Annotated in this window: 15 protein-coding genes; 10 read left to right on the top strand and 5 right to left on the bottom strand. The window is 70.0% G+C overall.

The window, feature by feature from the left end; all coding sequences use genetic code 11:
• Positions 1–65: 65 nt before the first annotated feature.
• Together O5M90_RS08675 and O5M90_RS08670 are read left to right on the top strand one after the other, a co-directional pair.
• Positions 66–989 carry a LysR family transcriptional regulator gene (locus O5M90_RS08675; RefSeq protein WP_137944596.1) on the top strand — a complete coding sequence of 308 codons (924 nt, stop codon included), beginning with the start codon at positions 66–68 and terminating at the stop codon, positions 987–989.
• Complete coding sequence (locus O5M90_RS08670) at positions 986–1,732, top strand: helix-turn-helix transcriptional regulator (protein ID WP_269838861.1); 747 nt, start codon at positions 986–988, stop codon at positions 1,730–1,732. The genes O5M90_RS08675 and O5M90_RS08670 overlap by 4 nt, the downstream gene beginning before the upstream one ends.
• Here O5M90_RS08670 and O5M90_RS08665 read toward each other — a convergent pair.
• A complete protein-coding gene (locus O5M90_RS08665; RefSeq protein ID WP_269838862.1) occupies positions 1,729–2,568 on the bottom strand; it encodes a sterol desaturase family protein in 840 nt (279 codons plus the stop codon). The two genes, O5M90_RS08670 and O5M90_RS08665, sit on opposite strands and share 4 nt — an antisense overlap.
• Positions 2,569–2,688: 120 nt before the next feature.
• Positions 2,689–3,123, bottom strand: coding sequence for an acyl-CoA thioesterase (locus O5M90_RS08660; RefSeq protein WP_269838863.1), 435 nt, complete (start codon positions 3,121–3,123; stop codon positions 2,689–2,691).
• 125 nt (positions 3,124–3,248) lie between these two features.
• Between O5M90_RS08660 and O5M90_RS08655 the strand changes: the two genes are divergently transcribed.
• The 6 genes from O5M90_RS08655 to O5M90_RS08630 all read left to right on the top strand — a co-directional run bounded on the left by O5M90_RS08655 (position 3,249) and on the right by O5M90_RS08630 (position 10,227).
• Positions 3,249–4,667, top strand: coding sequence for a short-chain fatty acyl-CoA regulator family protein (locus O5M90_RS08655; protein WP_269838901.1), 1,419 nt, complete (start codon positions 3,249–3,251; stop codon positions 4,665–4,667).
• A gap of 97 nt (positions 4,668–4,764) precedes the next feature.
• Positions 4,765–5,781: an NADP-dependent oxidoreductase gene (locus O5M90_RS08650; protein ID WP_269838864.1), complete on the top strand. Its 1,017-nt coding sequence runs from the start codon at positions 4,765–4,767 to the stop codon at positions 5,779–5,781.
• On the top strand, positions 5,781–6,254 hold the full coding sequence (locus tag O5M90_RS08645) for a GNAT family N-acetyltransferase (RefSeq protein WP_269838865.1): 474 nt from the start codon (positions 5,781–5,783) through the stop codon (positions 6,252–6,254). The genes O5M90_RS08650 and O5M90_RS08645 overlap by 1 nt, the downstream gene beginning before the upstream one ends.
• A complete protein-coding gene (locus O5M90_RS08640; RefSeq protein ID WP_137944601.1) occupies positions 6,251–7,147 on the top strand; it encodes an SDR family oxidoreductase in 897 nt (298 codons plus the stop codon). The genes O5M90_RS08645 and O5M90_RS08640 overlap by 4 nt, the downstream gene beginning before the upstream one ends.
• Before the next feature lie 75 nt (positions 7,148–7,222).
• A complete protein-coding gene (locus O5M90_RS08635; RefSeq protein WP_269838866.1) occupies positions 7,223–8,908 on the top strand; it encodes an ATP-binding protein in 1,686 nt (561 codons plus the stop codon).
• Positions 8,909–8,949: 41 nt separating this feature from the next.
• On the top strand, positions 8,950–10,227 hold the full coding sequence (locus tag O5M90_RS08630; RefSeq protein ID WP_269838867.1) for a TIGR03862 family flavoprotein: 1,278 nt from the start codon (positions 8,950–8,952) through the stop codon (positions 10,225–10,227).
• Here the strand turns inward: O5M90_RS08630 and O5M90_RS08625 are convergent, their stop codons facing one another.
• Together O5M90_RS08625 and O5M90_RS08620 are read right to left on the bottom strand one after the other, a co-directional pair.
• On the bottom strand, positions 10,228–12,249 hold the full coding sequence (locus tag O5M90_RS08625) for an alpha/beta hydrolase family protein (protein WP_269838868.1): 2,022 nt from the start codon (positions 12,247–12,249) through the stop codon (positions 10,228–10,230).
• Between the two features lie 55 nt (positions 12,250–12,304).
• On the bottom strand, positions 12,305–13,231 hold the full coding sequence (locus O5M90_RS08620) for an alpha/beta fold hydrolase (protein ID WP_269838869.1): 927 nt from the start codon (positions 13,229–13,231) through the stop codon (positions 12,305–12,307).
• 71 nt (positions 13,232–13,302) lie between these two features.
• Here O5M90_RS08620 and O5M90_RS08615 point away from each other — a divergent pair, with 71 nt between their 5' ends.
• The gene (locus tag O5M90_RS08615) at positions 13,303–13,788 is read left to right on the top strand and encodes a GNAT family N-acetyltransferase (RefSeq protein ID WP_269838870.1); all 486 of its coding nucleotides are present in this window, start codon (positions 13,303–13,305) and stop codon (positions 13,786–13,788) included.
• A 99-nt stretch (positions 13,789–13,887) separates the two neighbouring features.
• Complete coding sequence (locus O5M90_RS08610) at positions 13,888–15,321, top strand: sensor domain-containing diguanylate cyclase (RefSeq protein WP_269838871.1); 1,434 nt, start codon at positions 13,888–13,890, stop codon at positions 15,319–15,321.
• On the opposite strand, the gene mdeB is transcribed toward O5M90_RS08610, so the two are convergent.
• Positions 15,318–17,981 (bottom strand): alpha-ketoglutarate dehydrogenase, encoded by a 2,664-nt coding sequence (gene mdeB, locus O5M90_RS08605; protein ID WP_269838872.1) that lies wholly within the window; start codon positions 17,979–17,981, stop codon positions 15,318–15,320. The genes O5M90_RS08610 and mdeB overlap by 4 nt on opposite strands.
• Positions 17,982–17,996: the final 15 nt, after the last annotated feature.

Genomic DNA, 17,996 nt, shown 5'->3' with positions numbered 1-17,996 from the left:
ACCGGCTCTATGATTCAAACGAAACTTTCTTGTGATGACTCTGAATGTCATTCATGCACCAGGCCATGAACTCGCTGCTTGAACTGCGCCATCTGAAGACCCTGCTGGCCCTGCGCGAGGCCGGTAATCTGTCGCGCGCGGCTCAGCTGCTGAACCTGACCCAGTCGGCGCTGTCGCATCAGCTGAAGGGCCTGGAGGCGCACTACGGCATCGGCCTGTTCGAGCGCAAGTCCAGCCCGCTGGTCTTTGGCGCGGCCGGCCAGCGCCTGCTGCGCCTGGCCGATGCGGTGCTGCCCCTGGTCGACGAGGCCGAGCGGGAGGTGCGGCGCCTGGTGGACGGCTCGGCCGGCACGCTGCGCATCGCGGTCGAATGCCATACCTGCTTCGACTGGCTGATGCCGGCGATGGACGCCTTCCGCGCCCGCTGGCCCGAGGTCGAGCTCGATATCGTCTCGGGCTTCCATGCCGACCCGGTAGGCCTGCTGCACCAGGACCGCGCCGAGCTGGCCATCGTCTCCGAGGTCGATGCCGACGAGTCAGGCGTGGCCGTGCATCCGCTGTTCAGCTTCGAGATCGTGGCCCTCTTGCCCAAGGGCCATGAGCTGCTGGCCCGGCCCTGGCTGGAGGCGCAGGACTTCGCGCCGCACACGCTGATCACCTACCCGGTGCCCGACGAGATGCTGGACCTGGTGCGGCGCGTGCTGGCCCCGGCCGGCGTGACGCCGCCGCGGCGCAGCACCGAGCTGACCGTCGCGATGCTGCAGCTGGTGGCCAGCGGCCGCGGCCTGGCGGCGCTGCCGCTGTGGGCGGTCGAGAGCTATCTGGCGCGCGGCTATCTGGCGCGCCAGCGCATCGGCGAGGCCGGGCTGACCGGCAGGCTCTATGCCGTCAGTACCGAGGCCCTGGCCCGCAAACCCTTTCTCGCGGACTTCGTGCGCATCATGCGCGAGACCTCGCTGCTGAACCTGCCGGGCGTGAGTCTGCTGTGATCAGGGAGGGCAGCGCATCGCGGCGGCCGCAGCACTGGCAGGGCGGGCTGGCGATTGCCCCGGCCTGCGCGGTCTGGCGTGGCGTGGCCGGTGACAGTCTGCTGCACCGGCACACGGCGGCGCAGGCGGTGCTGGCCCGGCAAGGCCTGGCGGTGGTGGAGGACCGGCACGGCCGGCGTTGCGAAGCGGCCTGCGTGCTGATCGAGCCGATGCAATGGCATCGCCTGCCGGTGGGCGCCGACGTAACCCTGGTGTTTCTGGAGCCCTGGGTGCCGGCCAGCCAGGTGCTGGCCCAATCGATTCTGCCGGCCGGGTTCGAGGCGGCGCTGGTCAATGCGCTGTGCCTGAGCGAGCCGGCAACGCCGACCCAGCAAGCCTCCTTCTGGCAGCTCTGGTTGGTCCGGCGCGAGCCCAATGGCGCCGATCGCGCCGATGGCGATTGGCTGGCGCGCGCCTGCCACTTCATCGAGCAGCGCCTGGGGGACGGGCGTCTGGCGCTGGGCGATCTGGCCGCGCATATGGGCTTGTCGAGCGAGCATCTGCGCCATCGCTTTGCGCAGGCATCGGGTCTGCCCTTCAAGCGCTATGTGCTGTGGCGCCGGCTGCGGCTGGCCGGCCAGGCCCTGGCCGCCGGGCAGGGCGCCACGGCGGCGGCCCATCGGGCCGGCTTTGCCGATGCCGCCCATCTGGCCCGCACGCTGAAGGCGATGTTCGGCGTCACGGCCTCGCAGATCCGGGCCTAGCGCCAGGGCGCCAGCAGCTGCGCCAGATAGCTTTTCGGATAGTCGGGCGCGGTGCCGATGCCGAAGTCCCCGGGCCGGAAGCGGCGGCCCGGCTCGTCGTGGGCGCTGCCCAGCAGGCGGTCCCACAGCGTCGTGAACAGGCCGAAGTTCACATCGCCGGTGCCCGCCCATTTGAGATGGTGAAAGCGGTGCACCGGCGCCAGCGCCAGCAGGTGTCGCAGCGCGCCGATGCGCATATCGACATTGGCATGCTGCAGCAGCAATTGCAGCGCCACCGAGAAGGCCAGCAAGGCCGCCACCTGCTGGGGCAGGCCCAGCAGCAGCAGCGGCGCCGTGCCGGCCGCGGTCTCGATGGCCAGATGCACCGGGTGCTTCATCAACCCGTTGAAGCCATACAGGCGCTCGACCGAATGATGAACCGCATGAAAGCGCCACAGCCACGGCAGGCGATGGCTGGCCCAATGCGTCAGCGTGATGCCGGCGTCGGCCACCAGCAGGGCCAGCAGCCATTGCAGGGCCAGCGGCCAGTCCGTCGGCCATATCGAGGGCCAGGGCCGAAGCGCGGCCAGCAGCGGAATGGCCAGCACGCCCATCAGGCTCAGGCCCTCGTTCACCAGGGCGTGGGCGGTGTCGCGCCAGCGGTCGCCATGCGCCTGGTTCCAGCGCGGCTCATAAGGGATCCAGCGCTCGGCAAGAAAGGAGCAGGCCACGGCGCCGAGCAGCAGGGGCAGCAGCGCGATGCCGGGCCCGCCCCGCATCAGCAGGGTCAGCGCGGCGGCATTCCAGCCGATCAGCATCAGCGGTGCATAGATCCGCTTGAGCAACAGAAAATTCACGAGACGCTCCACAGGGTTCAGGAGCGCCCATGGTGTCGGCCGGCGGCGGCGCTGTCTTGAACGCAGCGGCTGCCTCGACAGGGTCGCCGCACCGGCGGGCTCTGGCTGCGCGCCCCGTCCTCAGCGCGTCAGGGCCTCCGGCACCGCTTGCCGCTGCCGGGGCCGCAGCGCGCTGGGGCGGCCCTGCGCATCCACGGCCACCATCTCGAAGCTGCCACGCAGCACCTCGCCGGGCCGGGTGCCCGGTGCCGCGTCCAGCGCCGCCCGCACCTCGACCGTCAGCGAGCTGCGGCCGACCCGGCTGACCCGGGCATGCAGATGCAGCAGGGCGCCCACCGGCACCGGGGCGATGAAGTCGATGCGCGAGGCGCCGGCCATCACGACCGCCTGCTGCGTGAAGCCGGCCGCCGCCAGATAGGCGGTCTTGCCCAGCAGGGCCAGGGCCTGCGGGCCGAACAGCGTGCCGTAGTGGTTGGCCTGGGCCGGCAGCACCAGCTCGGTCAGTCGCAGTTCCTTGGTCGGTGTTGCAGCCAGGCCGCTGATCCAGTCATTCATGGGGGATTCCGGGGTTTTGATATTCGCAATATTTGCATTTTGGTATGCTGACAACAAGAGCTGAACTGGCCAATGTTTGCGATGTGATCTGGCTGAATTTGCAATGTTTGCGAAGGTGAATGACGGTGCGCAAGACCTTTCTCGGTGTGAAGCTGAAGACGCTGCGCGAGCAGCGCGGCCTGACCCAGGCGGCGCTGGCCCAGGCGCTAGCGCTATCGCCCAGCTATCTGAACCAGCTGGAGAACAACCAGCGCCCGCTGACCGTGCCGGTGCTGCTGCGCCTGCAGTCGGCGCTGGGCGTGGATCTGCAGTTCTTCTCCGAAGACGACGAGGCGCGCCTGACCGCGCAGCTGCACGAGATCGTGGCCGAGACCGCCCTGCCGGAAGGGGTGCCGGATGCCGAGTTGCGTACGCTGGCGCAGCAGATGCCGGGGCTGTCACAGCTGCTGATACGGCTGCATGGCCGGGCGCGGGCCGCCGAGGAGCGCATCGCCACGCTGGCCGTCGGCCTCGGCGAGCGCGGCGAGGAGCAGCTGCCGGGCCAGCAGCCGCATGAGGCGGTGCGCGATTTCTTCTATGCCCGTCACAACTACATGGCCGCGCTTGACGAGGCCGCCGAGGCCTGCCATGAACAGCTGCTGGCCGAGGGGCCGCCGGGCGCCGACCTGGCGGCGCTGCTGGAAGCGCGCCTGGCGACGCGGCACCGCGTCAGCGTCCAGACCCTGAGCGCCGAGCAGGCGCCGCTGCGCCGCTACGAGCCGGCCCGGCGCCTGCTGCAGCTCAGCGACGGCGCGACACCCGGCCAGCGCGCCTTCCAGCTGGCCACCCAGCTGGCTTATCTGGAGGCCGAGTCGCTGATACAGGCGACCGCCGGTGAGGGCCGCTTCGCCAGCGGCGAGGCCAAGGCCCTGGCCCGCATCGGTCTGGCCAGCTATTACGCCGGCGCCCTGGTCCTGCCCTATGGCCGCTTCCTGGCGGCGGCCCAGGCGCTGCGCTACGACATCGCGCTGCTGGCCCAGCGCTTTGGCGTCAGCTTCGAGACCGTCTGCCACCGGCTCTCGACCCTGCAGCGCCCGCAGGCACGCGGCCTGCCGTTTTTCTTTGTGCGGGTCGACCGCGCCGGCAATATCTCCAAGCGCCAGTCGGCCACCGATTTCCATTTCTCGCGCAGCGGCGGCACCTGCCCGCTGTGGACGGTCTACGAAGCCTTTGCCCAGCCGGCTCAGGTCTTGACCCAGCTGGCCGCGATGCCCGATGGCCGCCGCTATCTGTGGATTGCGCGCAGCGAGCGCCGCCAGAGCGGCGGCTACCGTTCGCCAGCGCGCAGCTTCTCGATCGGCCTGGGTGTGGACATCCGCCACGCGGCCCAGCTGGTCTATGCCCAGGGCCTGGATCTGAGCGACCCGGGCAGCGCCACGCCGATAGGCCCCGGCTGCAAGCTCTGCGAGCGCCAGGGCTGCGCCCAGCGCGCCTTTCCGGCGCTGGGGCGGCGCCTGCGCATCGACGAGGGCGAGCGCCTGCGCGAGCCCTATGCGGCCGCTTGAGCGGAATCGAACGACCGTTCTTTTTTGTCACCCATGAGACGCCCGAGGTCCGAGCGTCCGTGATTCAATCGGCGCTCTTGCATTCGAGGAGCCCGCCATGACCATCAACCGCCAGATTCAACTCGCGTCGCGCCCGCAGGGCGAGCCGAGCACCGACAACTTCAAGCTGGTCGAGGTGGCGCTGCTGGCGCTGGCCGAGGGCCAGGTGCTGGTGCGCAACCACTACCTGAGCCTGGACCCCTATATGCGCGGCCGCATGAACGAGGGCAAGAGCTATGCCCAGCCGCAGCCGCTGAACGAGGTGATGATTGGCGGCACGGTCGGCGAGGTGGTCGAGTCGAAGAACGCCGCTTTCAAGCCCGGCGACAAGGTGGTCGGCATGGGCGGCTGGCAGGAGTTCCAGCTTGTCGATGCGAGCCAGCGCGGCGTGCTGCAGAAGGTGGACACCAGCCACATCCCGCTGTCGGCCTATCTGGGCGCGGTAGGCATGCCCGGCGTGACCGGCTGGTATGGCCTGGTCAAGATCATCAACCCCAAGGCCGGCGAGACCGTCGTCGTCAGTGCCGCCAGCGGTGCGGTCGGGGGCGCGGTGGGCCAGCTGGCCAAGGTGCGCGGCGCCCGTGCGGTGGGCATCGCCGGCGGCCCTGACAAATGCCGCCAGGTGGTCGAGGAGTTGGGCTTTGACGAGTGCATCGACTACAAGCAGCACCGGGACGTCAAGAGCCTATCGGCCGCGCTGAAGGCGGCCTGCCCGAATGGCATCGACGGCTATTTCGAGAACGTCGGCGGCATGATTCTGGACGCGGTGATGCTGCGTGCGAACGCCTTCAGCCGCATCGCGATGTGCGGCATGATCTCCGGCTACAACGGCGAGCCCATCCCGATGAGCGCGCCCCAGCTGATCCTGGTCAACCGCATGAAGATCGAGGGCTTCATCGTCAGCGAGCATATGGAGCTCTGGCCCGAGGCGCTGAAGGAGCTGGGCGGCCTGGTGGCCACCGGCAAGCTGAAGTACCGCGAGTCGGTGGCCCAGGGCCTGGATGCCGCGCCCGAGGCCTTTCTGGGCCTGCTGAAGGGCAAGAACTTCGGCAAGCAGCTGGTCAAGCTGATCTGATGGCGATGCGCTGGCATTGCGAGCGCTTCGAGGCGCTGAGTGCATCGGCGCTCTACGCGCTGCTGTCGCTGCGGTCCCAGGTCTTTGTGCTGGAGCAGCGCTGCGTCTATCTGGACCCCGACGGGCTCGACCCGCAGTGCTGGCATCTGCAGGGCCGCGGCGCGCAGGACGAGTTGCAGGCCTATGCCCGGCTGCTGCCGCCGCTGCTGAAAGGGCCGCAGCAGACGCTGCCGATGATTGGCCGGGTCGTCACCGCGAGCAGCGCGCGCGGTGCCGGCCAGGGCCGGGCGCTGATGCAGCAGGCGATCGCCGAATGCGCGCGGCTGTGGCCGGGGCTGGGCATTGACATCGGCGCGCAAGCCCATCTGCAGGGTTTCTATGCCAGCCTCGGTTTCGTGCCGAGCTCGGCGCCCTATGACGAGGACGGCATCGCCCATATCGATATGAGACGCGCAGCAGGAGACCCGGCATGAAGACTTACCAGGGCCGCACGGCCGTGATCACCGGCGCCGGTTCCGGCTTCGGCCTGGAGGTGGCGCGCCTGGCCGCCGCGCGCGGCATGAACCTGGTGCTCTGCGATGTGCAGGCCGATGCGCTGGACAAGGCCGCGGCGGAGTTCGGCGATCACCCGCTGCTGGCGCGGCGGGTCGACGTGTCCAAGGCCGCCGAGATGGAGGCGCTGGCCGCCGCCGTCCGGGCCCGCTTCGGCGCGCCGCACTTTGTCTTCAACAATGCCGGCGTCGGTTCCGGCGGCCTGGTCTGGGAGAACAGCCTGGCCGACTGGGACTGGGTGCTGGGCGTCAATCTGATGGGCGTGGTCCATGGCCTGCGCCTGTTCACGCCGATGATGCTGGAGGCGGCAGCCGCCGACCCGTCTTACGAGGGTCATATCGTCAACACCGCCTCGATGGCCGGCATGCTCAATGCGCCGAATATGGGCGTCTACAACGTCTCCAAGCATGCGGTGGTGTCCTTGAGCGAGACCCTCTATCAAGACCTGGCCCTGGTGACCGAGCAGATCCATTGCTCGGTGCTGTGCCCCTTCTTCGTGCCCACCGGCATCTCGCAAAGCCATCGCAACCGGCCTGGCGAGCTGGCCTCGGCGAAGCCAACGAAGAGCCAGCTGATCGGCCAGGCGATGAGCGACAAGGCGGTGTCCTCCGGCAAGATCACCGCCGCCGAGGTCGCGGCCATGGTGTTCGCGGCGCTGGACGAGGAGCGCTTCTATGTCTTCAGCCACCCGCGCTCGCTGGCCGGTGTGCAGACCCGCATGGAGGATGTGATGCAGCTGCGCAATCCGACCGACCCCTTCAAGGACAAGCCCGAGCTGGGTCAGCAGCTGAAGGCGGCGCTGCGCCAGGCGTGACATTGTTGCCGCTGGCGCGGCGCTGAACACCGGCGATCCTGGCCGACCGGCGCCCTCGGGCCGCACAATCGGGCCGTGCAGGTCCGCTCCCTTGTTTCCTTTCTCGCTCTGGCCGCCCGGCTCATGCTGCTGGGCGGGCTGCTGCTTGGCGGACTGGCGGCCTCGGCCGAGGACAGACCCTGGCTGACGGCCGAGGAGCGCGCCTGGATTGCCCAGCAGCGGGTGCTGCGGGTCGCCAGCACGCCCAGCTATGGGCCCTTCACCTTTGTCGATGCCGAGGGGCGCTTGCGCGGCCTGTCGGTCGACTATGTCTCGCGCCTCAACGAGCTCAGCGGCCTGCGGCTGGAGTTTGTCGCGCCCCAGCCCTTTGCCCGCAATATGGAGGCGCTGCGCGCCGGCGAGCTGGACCTGCTGATGTCGCTGCGCGAGACGCCGGAGCGGGCCGAGTTTATGGGCTTCACCCGTCCCTATGTTTCGGTGCCGGTGGTGCTGTTGCGCCGGGTCGGCAGCGAGCGCCAGGCGCTGATGCCGGGCGAGCCGGTCTCGGTCGGCCAGGGTTTTGCGGCGGCCGACTTCCTGCGCCAGCGCTATCCCGACAACCCGCAGCAGGTCGAGACCGACGACAAAAGCATGCTGCGCCGGCTGGCCAGTGGCGAGATCGACGCGGCCGTGATGGACCTGGCCAGCGCCACCTTCCAGATTCGCGGCGAGGGCATAGGCAATCTGCGCGTGCAGGGCGATGTCGGCTATGCCTACGAGCTGGGCATAGGCTACGGGCGCGAGCTGGCCCTGCTGGGCCGCATTCTCGACAAGACCCTGGCCCGCATCGACGCGGCCGAGCGTCAGGCCATGGTGGACCGCTGGATCTCGCTGCAGGCCGAGCGCAGCCCCTGGCAGCGCCGCCTGCTGCTGGCCGCCGCCGCGGCGCTGGCCCTGGTGCTGCTGGGTCTCGGCCTGGTGCTGCTGTGGAACCGGGCGCTGCAGCGCCAGGTGGTGGCGCGTACCGAGCAGCTGCGCATCGAGCTGGCCGAGCGCCAGCGCCTGCAAGCCGCCGACCACGCCCGGGCGCTGGCCGAGGCCGCCAACCAGGCCAAGACCGAATTCATGTCCCAGGCCAGCCACGAGCTGCGCACGCCGCTGAACGCGGTGCTGGGTTTCGCCCAACTGCTCGGCGGCGACGCCCAGCACCCGCTGGACGCGCTGCAGCGCGAGCGCGTCGGCCATATCGATGCGGCGGCCCGCCATCTGCTGATCCTGATCGAGGACATGATGACCCTGTCGCGCCTCGAGTCCGGCAGCCTGGCGGTGACGCCGCTGCCGCTGCAGGCCGGCCCGCTGCTGCGCCGCTGTGTCGAACTGGCCCGGCCGGCCGCTGCCTCGGCCGGCATCGAGCTGCGCCTGGACGAGGCCCCGCTGCCGCTGGCCCAGGCCGATCCGGTGCGGCTGGAGCAGGTGCTGCACAACCTGCTGTCCAACGCGATCAAGTACAACCGCCCCGGCGGTTGGGTCCAGGTGCGGGCCTGGGCCGAGCCGGCGCGCGGCCTGCTGATCCAGGTGGCCGACAACGGCCTGGGCCTCAGCGCCGAGCAGCTGGCCCAGCTGTTCCAGCCTTTCAACCGCCTGGGCCGCAGCGAGCAGCAGGGCACCGGCATCGGCCTGGTGATCAGCAAGCAGCTGATGGAGCGCATGGGCGGCCAGATCCGCGTCGAGAGCCAGGCCGGCCAGGGCAGCCGTTTCATCCTGGAGCTGCAGGCGAGTTGATCTGGCACACTGCCGACCCCGCCATCCGACCGTCCGCCCCCATGCCTATTGCCCCCAACACCTCCCGCCGCGCCCTTGTGATCGGTGGCGGCCCGGCCGGACTGATGGCGGCCGAGGCGCTGGCGGCGGCCGGTGTCGCGGTCGATGTGCATGACGCGATGCCCTCGGTGGGCCGCAAATTCCTGCTGGCCGGCAAGGGCGGGCTGAACCTGACCCACTCCGAGGCCTTCGAGCCCTTTGTGGCGCGCTTCGGCGAACGCGCCGAGGCCATCGCCCCGCTGCTCAAGCGACTCGATGGCCCGGCGTTGCGCGAGTGGGCGCAGGGCCTGGGCGTCGAGACTTTTGTCGGCAGCTCGGGCAGGGTCTTTCCGGTCGATATGAAGGCTGCGCCGCTGCTGCGTGCCTGGCTGACGCGGCTGCGCGCGGCCGGCGTGCGCTTTCATCAGCGCTCGCGCTGGCTGGGCTGGGGCGAGGACGGCGCGCTGCGCTTTGCCGGCCCCGAGGGCGAGATCCAAGTGCAAGCCGATGCCGTGGTGCTGGCGCTGGGCGGGGCCTCCTGGCCGCAGCTGGGCTCGAACGGGGCCTGGGTCGAGAGCCTGGGTGCGCGCGGCGTCGAGATCGCGCCGCTGCGCGCGGCCAACTGCGGTTTCGATGTCGGCGCCACCGCTGCCCATCCGGACGGGCCGGGCTGGAGCGCCGTCTTTGCCGAGCGCTTTGCCGGCCTGCCGGTCAAGCCGGTGGCCCTGCATATCGAGGGCGCCGGCGGGCGCCGCTTTGAGCGCCAGGGCGAGTTCGTGATCACCGCCAGCGGCATCGAGGGCTCGCTGATCTATGCGGCCAGTGCGCTGCTGCGCGACGAGATCGCCGAGCACGGCCAGGTCACGCTGCATCTGGATCTGCTGCCGGATCGCGATGCGGCTTTTGTCGCGGCCGAGGTCGCGCGCCCGCGCGGCCCGCGCTCGCTGTCCACCCATCTGAAAAGCCGGCTGGGCATCGAGGGACTGAAGGCCGGCCTGCTGCACGAGATGCTCGGCAAGGCCGAGTACGCCGACCCGGCCGTGCTGGCCGCGCGCCTGAAGCGCCTGCCGCTGACCCTGGTCGCGGCCCGGCCGGTGGCCGAGGCCATCAGCACGGCCGGCGGCGTGCGCTTCGAGGCCCTGGATGCCGGCCTGATGGTCAAGACCATGCCGGGCCTGTTCTGCGCCGGCGAGATGCTGGACTGGGAGGCCCCCACCGGCGGCTATCTGCTGACCGCCAGCATGGCCAGCGGCCGCGTCGCGGGCGAGGGCGCGGCGGCCTGGCTGGCGCAGCAGCGCTGATCAGGGCTTGTTCAGATGCTCACCCAGAAAGCGCTCCATGCGGCGCGCGAAGTCCACCTGGGTTGAGACCTGGCGCCAGCTGTGGCCCTCGTTGGCATAAGTGACCCATTCGGGCGGGCGGCCGGCCTCGGTCAAGGCCTTGCGCAGGCGCTCGCCGTGGGCCAGCGGCACGCGCAGATCGGCCTCGCCGAAGGCCAGCAGCAGCGGGGCCTTGATCTGCCTGGCCTGGGCCAGCGGTGAGGCGGCGGTCAGCATCGCCGCATCCTTGTCGGCGTCGCCGACCAGCTCGGGCAACATGTGGCGGCGGCCCTGGTCGCTGACGTCGTCGTCGACCCACCAGGAGCCCTTCAGCAGCAGGAAGGGGTCGGTGACCGCGACCCAGGCGATGCCGCAGCGGTAGAGCTCGGGGTGGCGCACCAGGCCCATCAGTGTCGAGTAGCCGCCATAGCTGGCGCCGGCGATGCAGGCCCGGTCGGGGCTGGCCAGGCCTTGCTGGCGGGCCCACAGCAGCGCGTCGGCCACATCGTCCTGCATGGTCTGGCCCCATTGCTTCCAACCGGCTCGGTAATGGGCCTCGCCGTAGCCGCTGCTGCCGCGGAACTCCGGCGCGATCACCAGATAGCCGCGCGAGGCCAGGAACTGCTCCATCGCCTGCCCGCGCCAATGCCCGCCGCGCACCCAGGGGCCGCCATGCACCAGCACCACGGCCGGTGCCGGCTTGCCCGGCTCGACACCGGCGGGCAGGGTTAGCCAGACCGGCAGATCGCGGCCGTCGCGGGCCTTGATGCGCTCCAACGCCACGCCGGCCATGCGCTGCGGGTCGATGTCGTCGAGCAGGCGGCTGACCGGCTGCCAGCGCTGGCTTGCCGCCTCGTAGATCCAGAGCCGGCCCGGGTCGCGGTCGGCGAAAGAGCGCACCAGCAGCACCATATCCTCGGCGCCGCAGCGGCTGCAGCTGAGCCGGTTGATGCGGCCTGGCAGGCGTTCGTCGGCCAGGGCCTGCATGCGCTTCATCGCCGGGTCGAACCAGACGGTCTGCTCGGCATCGGTCTCGACGCGCACGCCCAGCGCCCGCGAACCGGCGCGGTCCAGCACCAGGCCGCCGCTGAAGTCGAAGCCCGGGGCGGAGACCAGGGCCGGGGTCTGCGGCTTGCCGGCCTCGAAGTCATAGCGTGTCAGCACCGCATAGCCTTCGGCACCGCTGCGCTGGGTGATGTAGAGCGTGCCGCTGTCGTCGACCACGCTGGGTTGGAAGGGCTCGCGCAGCAGCTCGCTCTCGACGATCTGGCGCCACGAGTCCTGGCCCGGGCCGCGCCAGTGCAGGCTGCTGCGGCCTTCGCTGCGCACGCTTGCCAGGCGTGGCTGGCCCTTGCTGTCAAACAGCCAGCCGGTGGCGTTGCGCGGCGCATCGCCCAGGCCTATCGAGCGGGTGCGCCCGTTGCGGACATTGAGCCACATCGGCGTGATGGAGAGCAGGTCCCGGCTGGAAAAATTCATCGCGCCGATGACGATCTCGTCGGGCTTTACGCCGTCCTGCTGCAGCGGCACATGCAGCAACAGGTGGTTCCATTCCAGCGCCTTGTCACGCGTGCTGCCGTCGCTGATGAAGGGCAGGCCGCGCCGGCGCACCAACATGCGGAAGTCGCTGCCATCGGCATTGATGGCGTAGAGCCCGGGGGCGGCGCGTCGATCCTCGCCGCTGCCGGCTTCCAGGTCCAACACGCTGAAGACCAGGCGCTCGTCGCTGACCCAGTCGAAGCGCACGATGTCGGCGTCGGAGAACAATGCCGCACGCCTGGCCTTGGGCTCGGCCTCCAGATCGATGACCGCCAGGCCGACTCGTGCCGACCCCCGCGAGGTGCTGACCGCCAGGCGCTTGCCCGAGGGCGAGAGCTTGGCTTCCAGCACCGCCGGGCGCTGGAAGAAGCGTTCCAGCGGGATCGGCTGCTGCGCTTGTGCCGACGCCTGTTGCATCGACAGGGCCGCGGCGAGCGCGGCCAGGCTGAGCCAGAAACTCTTCATCCATCCTCCCTGCCTGTGGCAGTTTTTTTGATGGGGCGAAGAATAGCCTGGGCTCTCAGTCGGCGTCCAGGAAGGCCTGCAGCCGCGCGGCCAGCGCCTCGGGCTGATCATGGTGCAGCATATGGCCGGCGCCCTGCAGCCGCGCGCGCTGCAGCTGCGGCACTACGGCGAGCCGGGCCTCGAAGTCCTCGCGTGGGTAGCGGTCGCCCCACCACTGGCTCATCTGCGTCTCGCTGCCCTCGACCCAGAGCACAGGCGCGCTGATGCGGCCCCAGCAGGCCAGAATCTCGGCCTTGCGGTAGAGGATGGGGTTGGCGCGCTTGTGGGCCGCGTCACCGAGAATGTGCCAGGTCTTGCCCTCGGGGCCGTCCTGCTCGCGCGACCAGTGCGGCGCCAGCCAGGCGGCTTTGTCGGCGGCCAGGCGCGGGTTGGTCTTCATCAGGCGCTGGGCCACGCCGGCGAGGCTGTCGTAGTGCTTCAGGCTTTGCGGCGTCTTCAGATCGTCCAGCCACTCGATCAGGCGCGCCGGCGCCATCTCGGGCTGCGTCTCGGGCAGGCCGAAGCCTTCCAGATTGATCAGGCGGCGGATGCGCTCGGGCCGCAGGCCGGCATAGCTCATCACCACATTGCCGCCCATGCTGTGGCCCAGCAGATCGACCGCCTGGCCCGGCGCGACGGCGTCCAGCAGCGCGTCGAGATCGCCCAGGTAGTCGGGGAACCAGTAGCTGTCGGCGCCGCTGCTGTCGCTGAGGCCGAAACCGCGCCAGTCCATCGCGATGATGTGGCGCTCGTCGGCCAGCGCATCGACGACGAACTGGAAGGATGCGCCCACATCCATCCAGCCATGCAGCATCAGCAGCGTGGGCCGTTCGGTGGTCGCGAGCTCGGGCCGGCCCCAGCTCAGGACGTGGTGGCGCAGGCCGCGCAAGGAGATGAACTGGCTGCGGTGCGGACGGCGTGCGGTGTAGGCGATGGGCATCATGCGGGCGACTGTAGGACAAGCAGTGCCGGCAGGCTGTCGGCCCGGCGACAAGCTGCGTGGACAATGCGGTCATGAGCACCTACACGATACGCCCCGCCCAGAGTAGCGATGTGCCGGCCATCGCCGACCTGATCGCCGAGCTGGCCGAGTTCGAGAACCTCACGCACATGCTGCAGCTGACCGCCGAGAAGCTGCACCCGCATCTGTTCGGATCCAAGCCGGTGGTCGAGGCCCTGGTCGGCGAGGTCGATGGCGAGATGGTGGGCTTCGCGCTGTTCTTCACCAACTTCAGCACCTTTCTCGCCAAGCCCGGGCTCTACTTGGAAGACCTGTATGTGCGGCCCGCACATCGCCGCAGCGGCCTGGGCAAGGGCCTGCTGCAGCGCCTGGCGCAGATTGCCGTCGAGCGCGACTACGGCCGCTTCGACTGGACCGTGCTGGACTGGAACGAGGACGCGATCCGCTTCTACGAGAAGATGGGTGCCAGCGTGCTGCCCGAGTGGCGCATCTGCCGCATGACCGGCGAGGCCTTGAGCTCGTTCGCCGCGCGCCGCTGACCCCTTGCAAGAGGGATCAAAAGAAGGCCCCGGCCGGCCGCGACCGTCATAGACTGAGGCCTAGCGACCAGGGAGTGGTCACATTTGAACGGTGGCCCTATGCAGCCAGGCCAGGCGCGCGAGTTCTGGGGGCATCTCTCGACCGAGCCGGCCGGGCCGCGCGAGTTCCGCGCCGCGCTCGGCCTGATCGCCCTCTCTGCCATGGTCTTCGTGGCGGCCCTGCCTTTTGCCGCCACGCCGCTGGCCAAGCTGCCCGCCTTCATCCCTATCTATGTCACCGCGCTGGTGATCTGCGATCTGATCACGGCGGTGCTGCTGTTCAGCCAGTACCGGGCCCTGCAGTCGCTGGAACTGCTGGTCCTGGGCGGCGGCTATCTGTTCACCGCCGCCGCCACCGCGGCCTATGCGCTGATCTTTCCGGGCCTGTTCGCCGCGACGGGCCTGCTGGGCTCGGGGCCGCAGACCTCCTCGGCCCTGTATATGTTCTGGCATGGCGGCTTCCCGCTGATGGTGATGGCCTATGCGAGGGTCAAGGCGGGAGGCTCCGGTCGGCCGAGCTTCAACCGGGCGCGGCGCCTGCGGGCGCAGATGGTCATCGTTTTGATGGTGGCGCTGGTGCTGGCCACCGTGGCCGCATTCACGGCTTTTGCGACCGCAGGGCACGAGCACCTGCCGGTGTTTCTGCACGGGGACCGGACCACCGCTGCCGGGCGCGCCGTCCTGCTGGGCGTCTGGACCCTGAGCCTGCTGGCGCTGGCCATGGTCTGGCGGCGCCGGCCGCACACGGTGCTCGATGTCTGGCTGCTGGTGGTGATGACCGTGTGGCTGTTCGACCTGGCGCTGGCGGCCATCCTGAACACCGGCCGCTACGACCTGGGCTGGTATGCCGGCCGCATCTACGGCCTGCTGGCGGCCGGTTTCCTGTTGATCGTGCTCTTGAGCGAGAACGCCCGGCACTATGCGCGGCTGGTGCGGCTGTCGGCCGATCTGAGCGCGGCCAACGACCAGCTCTGGCAGCTGTCGCAGCAGGACGGGCTGACCGAGCTGGCGAACCGGCGCGCCTTCGATCGCTATCTGGCCGAGCAGATGGCGGTGGCGGTGCGCCACAAAAGAGCCCTGGCCCTGGTGCTGATCGATGTCGATCACTTCAAGGCCTATAACGACCACTACGGCCACCACGCCGGCGACCTGTGCCTGAAGCGGCTGGCGGCGGCGCTGCAGGCCTGCTGCCGCCGGCCGGCGGACATGGCCGCGCGCTACGGCGGCGAGGAGTTCGCGCTGATACTGCCGGACACCGACCTGACGGGCGCCCGGCACACCGCCGAAGCCGCCCGGGCCGCGGTCGCGGCGCTGGGCATCGAGCATTCAAGCTGTTCCACCGGCCCGCACATCAGCGTCAGCATCGGCCTGGCCATGGTCGACCCGTCACGCTCGATGACGATGGCGCAGCTGATCGTGGCCGCCGACGGTGCGCTCTACCGGGCCAAGGAAGGCGGGCGCGACCGCGTCGTGGCCGGGCCGCCGGACCGCTAGGTCGGCGCCATCGACACCAGCGCGGCCAGACGGCTTTGCTCGCAGGCATTCTCGGCCTTGCAGACTTCCTGGACCGCGCGCAGGCTGGCCTGCACGATGGCGGCGGCGTCGACCTCGAAATGCGCGCGCAGCTCGGCGCGCGAGTCGCTGCGGCCAAAGCCGTCGGTGCCCAGGCACAGATAGCGCCGCCCCGGCGGCAGATAGGCGCGCACCAGCTCGGGCAGGGCGCGCACATAGTCGCTGGCGGCGATGATGGGGCCGCTGCTGGCGCGCAGCTGCTGTTCCAGCCAGCTGTCGACCGCCGGCTTCAGACCCTGGCGCCACAGCCGCTCCTGCGCGGCGCCCTCGCGGGCCAGCTCGATATAGCTGGTGACGCTCCAGACATCGGCGGCGATGCCGTGCTGCTCTTCCAGCAGCGCCGCCGCCTTCAGCACCTCGCCCATGATGGCGCCGCTGCCGAACAGCTGCACCCGCTGCGGCAGCGCGGCCGGGCCGCTGCGCAGCCGGTAAATGCCGCGCAGCACGCCGGCATGGTCGGCCTCGGCCAGGCTGGGGTTGACGACGTTCTCGTTGGTGACGGTCAGGTAGTAGAACTCGTCGACCTGCTGCTCCAGCATGCGGCGCATGCCGTGGTCGATGATGAGGGCCAGCTCGCCGGCGAAGGCCGGGTCATAGGCGCGGCAGTTCGGCACGGTGGAGGCGAACAGCGGGCTGTGGCCGTCCTGGTGTTGCAGGCCTTCGCCGCCCAGCGTGGTGCGGCCGGCGGTGGCGCCGATCAGGAAGCCGCGGGCGCGCTGGTCGGCCGCGGCCCAGATCAGGTCGCCGACCCGCTGGAAGCCGAACATGCTGTAGAAAATGTAGAAAGGCAGCATCGCCAGCCCGTGCGTCGAGTAGCTGGTGGCCGCCGCCGTCCATGACGACAGCGCGCCGGCCTCGCTGATGCCTTCCTCGAGGATCTGCCCGCTCTTGTCCTCGCGGTAGGCCAGCATCGAGCCGGCGTCCTCGGGCTGGTAGAGCTGGCCGAAGGGGGCGTAGATGCCGACCTGGCGGAACAGGCTGGCCATGCCGAAGGTGCGCGCCTCGTCGGCGACGATGGGCACGATGCGCGGGCCCAGCCTCTCGTCCTTGATCAGTGCCGCCAGCTGGCGCACAAAGGCCATGGTCGTGCTCATGCTCTTGCCGTCGGCCTGCAGCGCGAAGCCGGCCGTCTCGGCAAGACCTGGCACCGGCAGCGGCGGCGCCAGCGTGGCGCGGGCCGGCAGAGAACCGCCGAGCGCCGCGCGGCGCGTCTGCAGATAGCGCATCTCGGCGCTGTCCTCGGCCGGCTTGTAGAAGGCCGCCTCCGCCACCTGGGCGTCGCTGAGCGGCAGCGCAAAGCGCTCGCGAAAAGCCAGCAAATCGTCCGTGCCGAGCTTCTTCTGCTGGTGCGAGGTCATGCGGCCCTGGCCGGCCGTGCCCATGCCATAGCCCTTCATGGTCTTGGCCAGCACGACGGTGGGCTGGCCGCGATGGGCGCGGGCGCGTGCGAAGGCGGCGTGGATCTTGACCGGGTCATGGCCGCCGCGGCGCAGCCGGTCTATGTCCTCGTCGGCCAGGTGCGCGACCAGGGCCTGCAGCTCGGGCGACCGGCTGAAGAAGCTGCGGCGGTTGAAGGCGCCGTCGTTGGCGCTGAGCGTCTGGAACTCGCCGTCCACGGTGCGGGCGAAGGCCCGCGCGATCGCATGAGTCTCGTCGCGCGCGAGCAGCGCATCCCACTCGGAGCCCCACAGGCATTTGAGGACATGCCAGCCGGCGCCGGCGAACAGCGCCTCCAGCTCGTCGACGATGCGGCCATTGCCGCGCACCGGGCCGTCCAGGCGCTGCAGATTGCAGTTGATCACGAAGACACAGTTGTCGAGGTTCTCGCGCGCGGCCAGGGTCAGCGCGGCGATCGACTCGGGTTCGTCCATCTCGCCGTCGCCGAAAAAGCCCCAGACCTTGCGCTGCTCGGTGGCCTGCAGGCCGCGGTCGGCCAGATAGCGCATGAAGCGGGCCTGGTAGATCGCATTGATCGGGCCTATGCCCATGGACCCGGTCGGGAACTGCCAGAACTCCGGCATCAGATAGGGGTGGGGGTAGGAACTGAGTCCCTGGATCCCCTGCTTCTGCGCGCTGAGTTCCTGGCGGTAGTGGCGCAGTGCGTCCTCGTCGAGTCGGCCCTCGAGGAAGGCGCGCGCATAGACGCCCGGCGCCGAATGCGGCTGGAAATACACCAGATCGGCACCCTGCGGCGCCGCGGGGCCGCGGAAGAAATGCTGGAAGCCGACCTCGAACAGATCGGCCGCCGAGGCGTAGCTGGCGATATGCCCGCCGAGCTCGCCGTGCGCGGCATTGGCGCGCACGACCATCGCCAGTGCGTTCCAGCGCAGCATGGCCGAGAGCCGCTGCTCGATGGCCAGGTCGCCGGGGTAGGGCGGCTGCTGGGCCAGCGGCACGCTGTTCAGATAGGGCGTGACGGCCGCCGGCCGCCAGGGCAGCTGCTGCTGGCGCGCATGCGCCAGCAGGCCGTCCAGCAGGGCGGCCGCGCGTTCGCGCCCTTCATGCGGCCCCCAGGCGGCGAGCAGGCCGTCCAGCGCCGCACACCACTCCTGAAGTTCCTCGTCGACATCGGTCGGGTGCATGCGCTGGCTCCTGTC

The organism is Paucibacter sp. M5-1 (assembly GCF_027498415.2).
Classification (GTDB): Bacteria; Pseudomonadota; Gammaproteobacteria; order Burkholderiales; family Burkholderiaceae_C; genus Roseateles_E.
The sequence above is the reverse complement of the archived record's forward strand: the minus strand, read 5'-3'. Positions and strand labels throughout refer to the sequence as shown.